The sequence below is a fragment of the Bacillus sp. JJ1122 genome, assembly GCF_036964885.1.
Classification (GTDB): Bacteria; Bacillota; Bacilli; order Bacillales; family Cytobacillaceae; genus Mesobacillus.
In genome coordinates this window covers 270,161-284,101 of the sequence record NZ_JBALQL010000001.1, presented here as the reverse complement: position 1 = coordinate 284,101, position 13,941 = coordinate 270,161, and the positions used below count along the sequence as shown (strand labels likewise).

The 13,941-nt window shown below is 41.3% G+C and carries 15 protein-coding genes; all 15 read left to right on the top strand.

Annotated features, from left to right (window positions below):
• Nucleotides 1–2 precede the first annotated feature (2 nt).
• The 15 genes from trmFO (at nt 3) to V7201_RS01340 (ending at nt 13,938) form a co-directional block, all read left to right on the top strand.
• The gene (trmFO, locus tag V7201_RS01410; RefSeq protein ID WP_335374993.1) at nt 3–1,310 is read left to right on the top strand and encodes an FADH(2)-oxidizing methylenetetrahydrofolate--tRNA-(uracil(54)-C(5))-methyltransferase TrmFO; all 1,308 of its coding nucleotides are present in this window, start codon (nt 3–5) and stop codon (nt 1,308–1,310) included.
• 60 nt (nt 1,311–1,370) lie between these two features.
• The gene (xerC, locus tag V7201_RS01405; RefSeq protein WP_335374992.1) at nt 1,371–2,270 is read left to right on the top strand and encodes a tyrosine recombinase XerC; all 900 of its coding nucleotides are present in this window, start codon (nt 1,371–1,373) and stop codon (nt 2,268–2,270) included.
• A 20-nt stretch (nt 2,271–2,290) separates the two neighbouring features.
• Nucleotides 2,291–2,833, top strand: a complete 543-nt coding sequence (gene hslV / locus V7201_RS01400) for an ATP-dependent protease subunit HslV (protein WP_335374991.1) — start codon at nt 2,291–2,293, stop codon at nt 2,831–2,833.
• Nucleotides 2,834–2,852: 19 nt separating this feature from the next.
• Nucleotides 2,853–4,256, top strand: coding sequence for an HslU--HslV peptidase ATPase subunit (gene hslU, locus V7201_RS01395; RefSeq protein ID WP_335374990.1), 1,404 nt, complete (start codon nt 2,853–2,855; stop codon nt 4,254–4,256).
• 175 nt (nt 4,257–4,431) lie between these two features.
• Complete coding sequence (gene codY / locus V7201_RS01390) at nt 4,432–5,211, top strand: GTP-sensing pleiotropic transcriptional regulator CodY (protein WP_335374989.1); 780 nt, start codon at nt 4,432–4,434, stop codon at nt 5,209–5,211.
• Nucleotides 5,212–5,664: 453 nt separating this feature from the next.
• Entirely contained in the window at nt 5,665–6,060 is a 396-nt protein-coding gene (flgB, locus tag V7201_RS01385; protein ID WP_335374988.1) for a flagellar basal body rod protein FlgB, read from the top strand.
• A gap of 2 nt (nt 6,061–6,062) precedes the next feature.
• Nucleotides 6,063–6,515 carry a flagellar basal body rod protein FlgC gene (gene flgC / locus V7201_RS01380; protein ID WP_335374987.1) on the top strand — a complete coding sequence of 151 codons (453 nt, stop codon included), beginning with the start codon at nt 6,063–6,065 and terminating at the stop codon, nt 6,513–6,515.
• A 48-nt stretch (nt 6,516–6,563) separates the two neighbouring features.
• Complete coding sequence (fliE, locus tag V7201_RS01375) at nt 6,564–6,842, top strand: flagellar hook-basal body complex protein FliE (RefSeq protein ID WP_335375100.1); 279 nt, start codon at nt 6,564–6,566, stop codon at nt 6,840–6,842.
• Nucleotides 6,843–6,919: 77 nt separating this feature from the next.
• Nucleotides 6,920–8,515: a flagellar basal-body MS-ring/collar protein FliF gene (fliF, locus tag V7201_RS01370; RefSeq protein ID WP_335374986.1), complete on the top strand. Its 1,596-nt coding sequence runs from the start codon at nt 6,920–6,922 to the stop codon at nt 8,513–8,515.
• An 11-nt stretch (nt 8,516–8,526) separates the two neighbouring features.
• Nucleotides 8,527–9,543, top strand: coding sequence for a flagellar motor switch protein FliG (gene fliG, locus V7201_RS01365; protein WP_335374985.1), 1,017 nt, complete (start codon nt 8,527–8,529; stop codon nt 9,541–9,543).
• Entirely contained in the window at nt 9,536–10,306 is a 771-nt protein-coding gene (gene fliH / locus V7201_RS01360; RefSeq protein ID WP_335374984.1) for a flagellar assembly protein FliH, read from the top strand. The genes fliG and fliH overlap by 8 nt, the downstream gene beginning before the upstream one ends.
• A complete protein-coding gene (gene fliI, locus V7201_RS01355; protein ID WP_335374983.1) occupies nt 10,303–11,616 on the top strand; it encodes a flagellar protein export ATPase FliI in 1,314 nt (437 codons plus the stop codon). Before fliH ends, fliI begins: the two co-directional genes overlap by 4 nt.
• Nucleotides 11,617–11,624: 8 nt before the next feature.
• On the top strand, nt 11,625–12,071 hold the full coding sequence (fliJ, locus tag V7201_RS01350; protein ID WP_335374982.1) for a flagellar export protein FliJ: 447 nt from the start codon (nt 11,625–11,627) through the stop codon (nt 12,069–12,071).
• Nucleotides 12,072–12,075: 4 nt separating this feature from the next.
• Complete coding sequence (locus V7201_RS01345) at nt 12,076–12,681, top strand: MotE family protein (RefSeq protein WP_335374981.1); 606 nt, start codon at nt 12,076–12,078, stop codon at nt 12,679–12,681.
• A 30-nt stretch (nt 12,682–12,711) separates the two neighbouring features.
• Nucleotides 12,712–13,938: a flagellar hook-length control protein FliK gene (locus tag V7201_RS01340; protein ID WP_335374980.1), complete on the top strand. Its 1,227-nt coding sequence runs from the start codon at nt 12,712–12,714 to the stop codon at nt 13,936–13,938.
• Nucleotides 13,939–13,941: the final 3 nt, after the last annotated feature.

The following is a 13,941-nucleotide window of genomic DNA, read 5'->3' as shown; positions in this document are numbered from 1 at the left end:
ATATGACTGAAGCAACAGTAAATGTCGTCGGTGCCGGCCTTGCAGGCAGTGAAGCAGCATGGCAGTTGGCTCAAAGAGGCATTAAAGTTAACTTATATGAAATGCGGCCTGTTAAACAGACACCGGCTCACCATACAGATAAATTTGCTGAATTAGTCTGCAGTAACTCATTGCGTGCTAATACATTAACGAATGCAGTGGGGGTTTTGAAAGAAGAAATGAGGATGCTTGATTCAGTGATTATCGGTGCTGCAGATGCATGTGCAGTTCCTGCCGGGGGAGCATTGGCTGTAGATCGTCATGAGTTCGCTGCGTACGTAACGGATCGAGTAAAACAGCATCCAAATGTCACTGTTATTAATGAAGAAATTACTCAAATTCCAGAAGGACCTACTGTCATTGCTACCGGACCATTGACAAGCCCGGCGCTATCTGAGCAGTTAAAAGCGCTGACTGGTGAAGAATATCTTTACTTCTATGATGCAGCTGCGCCAATCCTTGAAAAAGACAGCATTGATATGGACAAGGTTTACCTGAAGTCAAGATATGATAAAGGGGAAGCTGCTTATCTTAACTGTCCAATGACCGAAGAGGAATTCGATCGTTTTTACGAAGCTTTGATCACAGCTGAAACGGTGCCGCTTAAAGAATTTGAGAAAGAAGTTTTCTTTGAGGGCTGCATGCCAATCGAGGTGATGGCTCAAAGAGGAAGAAAGACGATGCTTTTTGGTCCTTTAAAACCTGTTGGTCTTGAAGATCCAAAAACAGGGAAACGTCCATTTGCAGTTGTCCAGCTGCGCCAGGATGATGCTGCGGGAACACTTTACAATATTGTAGGTTTCCAAACGCATTTGAAATGGGGACCTCAAAAGGAAGTGCTTCAGCTGATTCCTGGACTGGAGAAAGCTGAAATTGTTCGCTATGGTGTTATGCACAGGAACACATTCATCAATTCGCCAAAGGTTTTAAAAGCTACGTATCAGTTCCAAAATAGACAAGATCTTTTCTTCGCAGGACAGATGACTGGTGTAGAAGGATACGTTGAGTCTGCTGCCAGTGGTTTGATTGCTGGAATTAATGCAGCAAGACTTGTTTCTGGAGAAGAACCATTGGAATTCCCTCATGAAACAGCTATGGGAAGCATGGCTCGTTATATCACAACGACCAATGCGAAAAACTTCCAGCCGATGAATGCGAATTTCGGACTATTCCCTGATTTGCCAGAGAAAATCAGAGGTAAACAAGAACGCAATGAAAAACATGCTTCACGGGCATTAGAAACAATTCAGAAATTTGTGAAAAATTTGTAATTTTTATTGCGAGGGCTATATAAATATGTTACTATTTAGTAGCCCTTGTGAGGTGACGAAATGGAATCAAATGTGAACAATTCTTTAAAGTTGTTTATAGAATATTTACAAATCGAAAAAAATTACTCACAATATACTATTGAACATTATCAACATGATATTAGGGAATTTTTCATGTTCATGTCTGAACAAGGACTGAATAGTCTGGATGATATCGAGTACTCTGATACGAGGATTTACCTAACCAAATTATTTGACGAGCAGCTGTCGAGAAAGTCAGTAGCGCGCAAGATTTCCTGTATGCGAAGTTTTTTCAAGTTTTTGCTGCGGGAAAGAATTGTCGATGATAATCCGTTTTCGCTTGTTTCAATCCCTAAATTAGAAAAACGTCTTCCAGACTTTTTTTATGAGGAGGAGCTCTCAGAGTTATTTAAGGCATGTGAAACCAAAACAGCTTTAGGTAAAAGGAATAAGGCCATTCTCGAATTGCTTTATGCCACGGGAATCCGGGTAGGTGAGTGCTGTAAGATCCAGATGAAAGATGTAGATTTATCGCTTTCAACTGTATTGGTTCACGGGAAAAGAAAAAAAGAAAGGTATGTTCCTTTCGGCAGCTTTGCTCATGACGCACTTGAGGAGTACATATTGAATGGAAGACCTGATCTTCGAAAGAACGAAGATCACGATTATTTATTTGTTAATTTTCGCGGCGGACCTTTGACGGACCGGGGCATAAGGGAAATATTAAATAAATTGATTGAAAAGTCTGCTCTGACCGGTAAAATCCATCCGCATAAACTCCGCCATTCGTTTGCAACCCATATGATGAGCAATGGTGCGGATATGAGGACGGTTCAAGAATTGCTAGGCCATGCGTTCCTCTCATCAACGCAAGTCTATACGCATGTTACGAAAGAGCATTTACGAAATATCTATATGTCACATCACCCGAGGGCATAAGCCAGAAGGAGGACAAAAGGATGTCAGATTTCCACTCTACAACGATATTTGCAGTACAGCATAAAGGCCAATGCGCGATGTCAGGCGACGGTCAAGTAACCTTTGGAAATGCAGTTGTGATGAAACATACAGCAAAGAAAGTAAGAAAGTTGTTTAATGGTAAAGTAATTGCCGGATTTGCTGGTTCTGTTGCTGATGCTTTTACATTGTTTGAGATGTATGAAGGTAAGCTTGAGGAATTCAATGGCAATCTCCAAAGGGCAGCTGTAGAGCTTGCAAAGCAATGGAGGAGCGATAAAGTGCTTAGAACACTTGAAGCAATGCTGATCGTTATGAACGAAACAGACATGCTCCTGATCTCAGGCACTGGTGAAGTAATTCAGCCTGATGACGGTATCCTTGCCATCGGCTCAGGCGGTAATTATGCATTGTCTGCAGGCAGAGCTCTGAAGCAATTCGCTGGTGACCATTTGACAGCGAAGGAAATAGCAAAATCCTCATTGGAAATTGCTGCTGACATTTGTGTGTACACTAACCACAATATAATCGTAGAAGAACTGTAACGGAAAAGGAGTGTTTAGATTGAAACAGACAACCAATTTAACTCCAAGGCAAATCGTAGAAAGGCTGGATCAATATATTGTCGGCCAAAAGGATGCTAAAAAAGCTGTTGCAGTAGCTCTAAGGAATAGATACCGCAGGGGCTTACTTGCTGAGAATATTAGAGATGAAGTAATTCCTAAAAATATCTTGATGATAGGACCTACAGGGGTGGGCAAAACTGAAATTGCCAGAAGAATGGCGAAACTGGTAGGTGCGCCTTTTGTAAAGGTTGAAGCGACCAAATTCACCGAAGTGGGATATGTTGGCCGCGATGTAGAGTCAATGGTCAGGGATCTTGTAGAAACATCGATCAGACTTGTAAAAGAGGAAAAAATGCAGCGTGTTAAAGAGCCTGCAGAGGAAAATGCAAACCGCCGTTTAGTCGAGCTCCTCGTTCCATCTGCAAAAAAATCGGCGAACTATAAGAACCCATTGGAAATGCTGTTTGGCGGCGGAAACCAGACTGACCAGGAAACAAACCAGACAGAAGACTTAGGATTGTATGAGAAGCGCAAAATAATCAAGCAGAAGCTTGAACTAGGCGAACTTGAGGATGAAATGATCACGGTTGAGGTTGAAGAGCAAGCACCGTCGATGTTCGACATGCTCCAGGGATCCGGCATGGAACAGATGGGCATGAACATGCAGGATGCTTTGGGAGGCCTGATGCCCAAAAAACGAAAAAAACGCAAGCTGCCAGTACGTGAAGCAAGGAAGGTATTGATCAACGAAGAAGCACAAAAGCTTATTGATATGGATGAAGTGACGCAGGAAGCAACATTCCGTGCAGAACAGGCGGGTATTATCTTCATTGATGAGATCGATAAGATTGCGAGCAAGAATTCTGGCGGCTCCAGTGCAGATGTTTCACGTGAAGGTGTACAGCGTGACATCCTGCCTGTAGTAGAGGGGTCAACGGTGAATACTAAATATGGCCCTGTTAAAACAGATCATGTCTTATTCATTGCTGCTGGTGCATTCCATATGGCTAAACCATCGGATTTAATCCCTGAGCTTCAAGGGCGTTTCCCTATCAGGGTAGAGTTGACGAAGCTTACAGTCGATGATTTCTACAGGATTTTAGTAGAGCCTGACAATGCCTTGACGAAGCAATATCAAGCATTATTGGAAACTGAAGGTATACAAATTGAATTTTCTGACGATGCTATTCGTAAGATTGCTGAAGTGGCATTTGAAGTTAACCAGAACACAGACAATATTGGAGCTAGAAGGCTTCAGACTATTCTTGAAAAACTTCTTGAGGATCTTAGCTTCGAAGCACCCGATATTAATCTGGAGAAAGTGGCGATCACTCCTCAATATGTTGAGGAGAAGCTAGGTGCCATATCTCGGGATAAAGATTTGAGCCAGTTCATTTTATAAGGTTCATTTCCCTAAAACCACCAATATAGGCGTAAACAGCCTTTTCTATGGTTTACCGTTTTATTGCAAACGCAACAGGGTAGACAAATAAAGGCTGCCTATTGTGCTTATGTATTGAAACTAGCCATGAAAAAATAACAGTATTTTTTGTTGAAGCAAATAGGAGGAAGAAACAATGGACTTACTAACAAAAACTAGAAAAATTAACGCACTGCTCCAAAAAGCTGCCGGCAAACCGGTAAATTTCAAAGAAATGTCAGAAACACTTAGTGAAGTAATCGAGGCGAACATCTTTGTTGTTAGCCGCCGAGGCAAACTATTAGGCTTTGCGATTAACCAACAAATTGAGAATGAGCGTATGGTACAAATGCTTGAGGACCGCCAATTCCCTGAAGAATACACGAAGAACCTTTTTAACATCCAGGAAACATCACCGAACCTTGATGTGAACAGTGAATATACTGCATTTCCAGTTGAAAACAAAGAGCTTTTCAAAAACGGTTTAACTACAATTGTGCCAATCATCGGCGGCGGTGAGCGTCTTGGAACATTGATTCTAGCTCGATTAGAAGAGCAGTTCCACGATGATGACCTTATCCTTGGAGAGTATGGCGCAACGGTTGTAGGTATGGAAATCCTTCGTGAAAAAGCTGAGGAAATCGAAGGGGAAGCACGAAGCAAAGCGGTTGTCCAAATGGCGATCAGTTCTTTATCATATAGTGAACTTGAGGCTATTGAGCACATTTTTGAAGAATTGAATGGCAAAGAAGGTCTGCTGGTTGCTTCAAAGATCGCAGACAGAGTCGGAATTACACGTTCCGTAATTGTAAACGCACTTCGTAAACTTGAAAGTGCTGGTGTCATTGAATCTCGCTCACTTGGGATGAAAGGGACTTATATTAAGGTCCTGAATGATAAGTTCTTATTTGAGCTAGAAAAACTTAAGAGCAACTAAATACAAAAAAACCGCTGGTAAACCAGCGGTTTTTTTTGTGTAGTTAGTTAGTTAATTATTTCAAAAATATTTCTTTTCTTTTACACGCACAACCTCAATTCTAGTAAATACTTCCAAATTAATGCCTGAAATTACCTTATACCCCTGTGGGTTTAATGGGTCAAAAGACTTAAATTATCAAAAAAAATGACGGGTATTTCAAAACATATTTCCTAGTTGATGGAATTTTTAAAATAAAATTTTGGATAATTGTTATATTAAATTCCATTTTAAGTTAAAAAATAGTTCTTTTATCCTGATTATTAAAATAAGTCAATTGCAGGATAAAAATTAACCGAAAGTACATAGACAGTTTATTTCAGATTCTTTACAATAAGGTGTATATGACGGGATTCTCCAAAGAATTACAAAATTCAGCAAAAGCTTGCTTAACAACTGAGGGGTGAAAATATATTGAAGTTGTTTTCGAATACCGTATCAACCCTGGAAAATGCATTGAACTATTCATCCTTGAAACAAAAAATTGTTTCTCAAAATATCGCGAATGTCGACACACCAAATTATAAAGCTAAAGATGTCAGTTTCAAAGCAGTGTTTCAGGAGACACTGGGGCAGTCGTTTGAGGCTAAAAGGACTGATGGACGCCATTTTGAATTCAAGAGCAGTAATAGAGCTTTTCCGGGCACAGTTATTAAAAATAATGTTAACTACAATGAGAATGGCAATAGTGTTGACCTGGATAAAGAAATGTCCGATCTAGCAACGAACCAAATTTATTTTAATGCATTAACCGAAAGGATTAACGGAAAGTTTAATTCTCTTCAGACTGTTATACGAGGTGGGAAATAATTATGACGATGTTCCATAGCATGAATACAACTGCCTCAGCCTTAACAGCTCAACGGCTGAGGATGGATGTTATATCTTCCAATATGGCTAATGTCGATTCAACCAGGGGGGTTGACGGAAAAGCATACCGTCGAAAAATGGTTGTTTTGGAACCTAAGGAAGGCAGTTTTTCATCTTTTTTAAACAGGGCAATGGGAAGCCGAAGTGAGAATGCAGCGGGGAATGGAGTAAAGGTATCACAAATAAAAGAAGATACCAGGACACCAATGAAAATGGTATATGATCCTGAGCATCCTGATGCAGATCCTGAAACTGGCTATGTAGAGTATCCAAATGTCGATCCTCTAAGGGAAATGGTTGACTTAATCAGCGCTACACGGTCCTATGAAGCAAACGTAACCGTCTTCAACGCTTCTAAGGGAATGATGATGAAGGCACTCGAAATCGGGAAGTAAGGAGAGAAATGTTAGATGAATACATTAGGAATCAATTCTGTTAGCCAAATGGTCAGGCCATTTGAGACAAATAAGCCTACTCCCACATCTACAGCATACGAAGCACAGCAAAGTTTTACGTCCGTACTTAAGCAATCAATCGAAAATCTAAATCAATCTCAGGTTCAATCAGACATCATGACAGAAAAATTAGCTCGCGGCGAAAATGTAGATCTGCATCAAGTAATGATTGCGAGCCAAAAAGCGAGCATTACGATGCAAGCTACATTAGAAGTGAGAAATAAAGTTATAGAAGCTTATCAGGAAATGATGAGAATGCAAGTCTAATAATATTGGCTAAAAACTAAAGTTATAGCGGTTATTAGCTGTATAAAAAGAAGAGACTTAATAACCGGGGGATTGAAATGAAAGAAACCGTTCAAAAGTATTTAAATACAATGAAGGATTTCTGGCAAGGGCGCACCAGAAAGCAAAAAATCAGTCTGGGTGCGTCTCTTTTCCTGATAGTGGCAGTTGCTGCACTAACAGCCTTCTTAACGACACGGACGAGTCTAGTGCCTCTATATAGCAATCTATCACCAGCTGAGACAGGTACAATAAAAGAAAGCCTTGATGCAAGAGGTATTAAATCTGAAATAGCTGATGGCGGGAAAACAATACTAGTTCCGGAAGAGTCGGTAAATAGTTTGAAAGTTGAACTTGCTGCAGAAGGAATTCCTAAATCAGGCAGCATTGATTATTCATTTTTCAGCCAGAATGCCGGTTTAGGAATGACAGACAATGAATTTAACGTTCTTAAGCTGGAAGCTATGCAAACAGAACTCGCTGACCTGATGAAGGGCATTGAAGGAGTTAACGATGCAAAGGTTATGATTAACCTTCCTGAAAAAGGGATTTTCGTAAATGACAGCGCTGAGCAAGCTTCAGCCTCGATTGTCTTGAATACCAGTCCGGGCTATCAATTCAAAGAAGAACAAATTAGAACGCTTTATCACCTCGTGGCAAAGAGCGTTCCAAATCTTCCCACAGATAATATCGTCATCATGAATCAATTCTTTGAGTATTTTGATTTAAAAAATGATGAAAATTCTAATGGAGCAACATTTGCTTCACAGCATGAAATTAAACAGCAAATTGAACGAGATGTCCAAAGACAAGTTCAGAACATGCTTGGAACCTTGATGGGACGTGACAAGGTCGTTGTATCTGTTACTGCAGATGTTGATTTTACCCAGGAAAACAGGGAAGAAAATCTCGTTGAGCCAGTAGACAAGGAAAACATGGAAGGAATCGCAATAAGCGCACAGCGGATTACTGAAACATTTTCAGGAAATGCTGAACAGGCTGGCGGAATTCCTGAAGGCGGAAATCCTGCTGATACGACGGGCTCGCAGTATCTTGAAGGTGCAAATGGCAATGGAGACTATGAAAAGGTCGAAGAAACGATCAACAATGAGGTTAGCAGAATACGCAAGGAAATTACCGAGAGTCCTTATAAAGTAAGAGATTTAGGAATTCAGGTAATGGTCGAACCTCCAACACCAGATGATCCAAATTCTCTTCCTCAGGAACGGGTGGACGATATCACGAAAATCCTTGGAACGATTGTGAGGACAACTATTGATAAAAATGCTTCAGGGACAGAACTTACGGATGCCGCGATTGAGGATAAGGTGGTAGTATCTGTTCAGCCGTTCAATGGCAAAGTAACCTTTGAAAATGAAGTGGTCCAGAAACTGCCTTGGTGGATTTACCTTGTTGGCGGAATCCTGCTGGCAATTATCGCATTGCTGCTCATTCTGTTCTTGCGCTCACGGAAAGCGAAGGAAGAAGAGAAGGAAATCTTCTTTGAAGAGCGGGCAGAATCAGTCTATGTACCGGATGTAAATAAAGAGTTTGAAACTGAAGGCACAATGAAGAAAAAGCAGCTTGAAAAAATGGCGAAAGAAAAGCCGGAAGACTTTGCAAAATTATTGCGTACATGGATTGCGGAAGATTAGGAGGAGGACATATGGCAAGGAAGGACCAGAAAGAACTTACTGGAAAACAGAAAGCAGCAATCCTCCTGATTTCGCTTGGACCGGATGTTTCTGCTTCAGTATACAAGCATTTAAGTGAAGAGGAAATTGAAAAGCTTACACTTGAAATTTCAGGTGTGAAAAAAGTAGATTCATCTGCGAAAGAAGAGATATTGGAAGAATTTCATAACATTGCACTGGCACAGGATTATATAACCCAAGGGGGTATTGGATATGCCAAGACGGTCCTTGAAAAGGCGCTGGGAGCTGATCAGGCAGCAGTTATAATTAATAGACTGACTTCTTCCTTGCAGGTGCGTCCATTTGACTTTGCCAGGAAAGCCGACGCGGGTCAAATTCTGAATTTTATCCAAAATGAGCATCCTCAAACAATTGCACTTATTCTATCTTATTTGGATTCTGCTCAGGCTGGACAAATACTGTCAGAACTTCCTCAGGAAGTACAGGCTGATATTGCGCGAAGAATTGCCGTTATGGATAGCACCTCACCAGAAATCATAAATGAAGTAGAACAAATACTTGAAAGAAAGCTATCTGCGACAGTTACTCAGGATTATACACAAACCGGCGGGATAGAAGCGGTCGTTGATGTTTTGAATGGGGTTGACAGGGCAACAGAAAGAACAATCCTTGATGCCCTTGAGATCCAGGATCCAGAACTAGCAGAAGAAATCAAGAAAAGGATGTTCGTCTTCGAAGATATCGTTACTCTTGATAATCGTGCGATCCAGCGAGTGATTCGTGACTGTGAAAACGAAGACCTCATGCTTGCACTTAAAGTTTCTAGTGATGAAGTGAAAGAAATTGTCTTTAAGAATATGTCCAAGCGCATGGTAGAAACATTCAGAGATGAAATGGAATACATGGGCCCTGTCCGTTTGCGGGATGTTGAGGAAGCTCAATCAAGAATTGTTGCGATCATCCGCCGTCTGGAAGAAGCTGGTGAAATCGTCGTAGCCCGCGGTGGAGGAGATGATATCATTGTCTAGGCTTATAAAATCACACTTCACCGTACCTGCAGATGCTGAGAAAAAAGTGATTTCTATCAAGTTGATGGAAACCAATGCTCCCGACGAGGAGACTAAACCAGTATTTACACATACAGAAGCAGAACGAGCTCAGATCCTCAAAGAAGCAGAGCAGGAAGCAGAGAAGATTTTATCCCAGGCCCTGGAAGAGGCACGGGTTATCAAAGAGCAGGTCTTACATGAGCAGCAAATCTGGGAGCAGGAGAAGGAATCTTTAGCGGAGGATGCACGGGCAATAGGGTACGAGCGCGGACGAGAAGAAGGAAATGCTCGGGGGTATGATGAGTGCAGCCAATTAATTCAGTCGGCACAGGAAGTTGTAGAGGCATCGAGACAGGATTATTACAGCCATATCGAGTCAGCAGAAAAGGTCATTCTTGATTTAGGAATGAAGGTGGCCGGTAAAATACTCGGCAAAAAGATTTCAGAAAATGAAGAAGAGTTTATCTATCTTGTGAAAAGAGCTTTGAAGAATGCCAGAGATTACAAGGATATCCAGCTTCATATTCATCCCAATCATTATCAATATTTGCTGGGGCAAAAGGAAGAACTTATAGCCCTTTTCCCAAAGGAAGTAGTTTTTTACATTTTTCCGGATGATGATTTGGCTGAAGACTCCTGTATTATCGAATCTGAAAATGGCAGGATTGATGCTTGCGTGGACAGTCAGCTTGAAGAAATCAAACAAAAGCTGTTTGAAATGTTGGAGAGTGAGCAATCGTGAAGGCTTCTGATTTACTTGAGCATATCGACTTTATAGATAGCTTCAAAAGATTTGGAAGAGTTAAAAGAGTTGTAGGGCTGATGATTGAATCCCAGGGTCCTGAGAGCTCGATAGGCGATGTTTGCTTTATCCATGTAGGTACAAAAAAAAGACGCAAGATCCAGGCAGAAGTTGTTGGGTTCAAAGATGAAAATGTAATTTTGATGCCCTATACTTCGCTTCATGATATATCCCCAGGAAGTCTCGTCGAGACGACGATGAAGCCATTAGAAATAAAAGCAGGTCCTGGACTGATAGGGAAGGTTGTCGACTCTCTTGGTGTACCTCTGGATCAATCCAGCCTTCCAAAAGGGCTGGCATCTGTTCCTACTGAACAGGATCCTCCAAATCCACTGAGCAGACCGCCGATTTCGGAACCAATTGAAGTTGGGGTAAGAATGATAGACAGCTTGCTGACTGTAGGGAACGGGCAGCGTGTCGGGATTTTTGCCGGTAGTGGTGTCGGAAAAAGTACATTACTTGGAATGATTGCCCGGAACACAACTGCAGACCTGAATGTAATAGGGCTAATTGGTGAACGTGGTCGTGAGGTAAGAGAATTTATTGAAAGAGACTTAGGCCCAGAAGGTTTGAAAAGGTCAATTGTTGTCGTAGCAACCTCAGATCAGCCAGCACTTATGAGAATAAAAGGTGCCTATACCGCAACAGCGATTGCCGAATATTTTCGTGATAAAGGACTAAATGTCATGCTGATGATGGATTCAGTGACAAGGGTGGCAATGGCTCAGCGTGAAGTAGGCTTAGCTGTCGGTGAGCCTCCCACAACGAAAGGATATACACCTTCTGTCTTCGCTATTCTTTCCAGGCTGCTTGAAAGAACAGGAACCAATGAATACGGATCAATCACTGGTTTCTACACGGTTCTTGTAGATGGTGACGATATGAATGAACCAATCGCAGATACGGTACGAGGCATTTTAGATGGTCATTTCGTTCTTGACCGGAATTTAGCGAACAAGGGGCAGTATCCAGCAGTAAACGTTCTGAAGAGCATCAGCAGGATCATGAACAATATTGTAAATGAGGATCATGTCAAAGCGGCCGAAAGATTAAGGGACTTATTGAGTACCTATATAAACTCAGAGGACTTGATCAATATCGGGGCCTATAAAAAAGGTTCTTCAGCTGAAATTGATGAAGCAATCATGCGTTACCCTCAGATACTCAACTTTTTAAAGCAAGGTACAAGTGAAAAAGTGTCCATCGATGAAAGTGTTCAGGAACTGTTGCAATTAGTAAGGAAAGGTTGATGGGTTCTATGCAATATCATTATAAATTTGATAAAATCCTGTCACTTAAGTCCAGGGAAAAAGATGAAGCCCAGGTAGTTTACCAGGATTCAGTCAAGAAATTTGAGGAAGCTGCTGACCGGCTATACCATCTCCTAAAGAAAAAAGAGGATCTCGAAAGCTATCAATCAGGAAGACTTGTAAGCGGGCTCCCAGTACAGGAAATTCGCCATCATCAACAGTTCATCGGAAACCTCGAAAAATCGATTGAACACTACCAAAAGGTCGTCATGAATGCGAGAAATATTATGAACTTTCAACAAATGCAGCTAATGGAAAAGAATGTAGAAGTGAAAAAGTACGAAAAGATCAAAGAAAAGGACCATCATCGATTCCTCGCCGAGGAAAAAGGTGCTGAGAGCAGGATGATGGACGAGATCTCGATTCAGCAATATATGAACCGGGAAATTAGGTGATTTAATGGAAAAGAGTTTTGAGGAAAAAGAGGGTCAGCGTGTCAATCGGTTCCAATGGTTTTTGTTTGTGATTGCCATTCCGGCAGTATTCGCAATTGTCGTCGCTTTGGTAGTACTGTCGTTTGCGGGTATTAATGTCTTTCAGACAGCAAATGAACTGGGCGGAAAAATTCCGCTTGTTTCAAAAATGTTGAAGGAAGACAAGCAAGCATCAGTGGAGGAATATGAGAAAAATATTATAAGCCTGGAAGCCGAAATAAAGGACAATGAAGCCAAAATGGAACAGCTCGAAGCAAAAATTGAAAGCAAAGACATGGAAGTAGAGCGAATGGAGCTTGAGAAGACACAGCTTGAAGCACAGATTGAAGAGCTGACGGCCATACAGGAAGAAAATAAGCGAGCCTTCAAGGATATCGTAAAAACCTACGAAACGATGTCAGCGAAAAAAGCTGCTCCTATCATTGCTGAAATGGAAAATGATGAAGCACTTAAAATTTTAACAAATATAAAAGCCGAATCCCTTGCAGCAATCATGGAAAAGCTCCCTACAGATGTAGCGGCAAAATATACAGAACTGTTGACCAATGAATCTAGCAAACAGATGCCTTAAAGCAATCTCGAATTGAAAGGAGGTGAAAAAGTGGAAGTTGGAGCAATAGCAGTTAAGCAAAATTCACCTGTCCGCCCTATGGAGTCCAAATCCGGAAAGGGAAAGTTTTCTGAGGCGTTGTCTGATGTTCAATCAAGAGACGCTCATTCAGAAAATGTTACAAAAGAGTCAGCGGAAATAGATGAAAAAAGTGAATTGTCCAATGGAACGAAGGAAACAGCTATGTTACTTCAGCAGGAGAATATCACAGAACTGGAAGCTGGAATGGAAATTCCTGAAGACATAGATTCTGAAGATGCGGAAGCAATGCTTGAAAAAATTCTCGAACAATTAGGAATAAGCAGCAGCCAGTTAGATATTTTTATTCAAAAGTGGAACAATCATAGTGGCGAAGAGGCACCATTTCAGAAGGATGTAATTCAACAGATTGTAAAATTACTTTCTGAAATAGCAGATTTGCCTCAGAAGGAATTGGCAAATAAGCTAGATAAAAATGATCTGCAAATTCTAAAGGCCTTGAAAATTCAAGCCCTTAGTGTAAAAAACTCTCCTTCTGCAGGTGAAAATGAAACGGTTGATTTAGACGAATTTCTTCGGGTAATAGGTGACAAATTAGGGGGCCAGACCGAACCGGTAAAGGTGAAAACAGATATTATCCAAATAAGGTTTACCCGTTTAGCTGCAGAGTTAAACATGGAAGCATCTAAAAAGGTCAAGGATTTTGAAGCTGAAAGCCCAGCCGTACAAAAAGCGGAAAGCGCTAGTAATCAATTAGGATTCCTACCGCAAATTGGCAGATTAGAGCAATTGAGCCTCATGCGCAAGAGCCCTGAAAAGATGGTTTCTGGGGAAATTTTAATGAAGCAGTTTGAGTCAATTCTTTCAAAGTCTCAGTTTTTGAACTCCGGTGGTACACAAAAGCTGTTCATTAAGTTATTTCCTGAGCATCTTGGCAGTGTGAGGGTTGAACTGTTCCAAAAAGACCAGACCATGATTGCTCGGATCATCACCACGACTGGAACGGCCAAAGAGGCACTGGAATCTCAAGTGAATGGGCTTAAACAGGCTTTCGCAGCACAAAACATTGCAGTGGAAAGAATTGAAATATCACAGCAGAGCTCACAGCAGGAAAGATTTTTGAACAGGGATTCACATCAGCAGCATAGACAACCGGACAGACAGGAGCAGGACAGCAAAGAAGATCAAGGAGATTTTAACCTCTCTTTTGAGGAAGCGCTTCTTAATACAGAAGCATAGGAG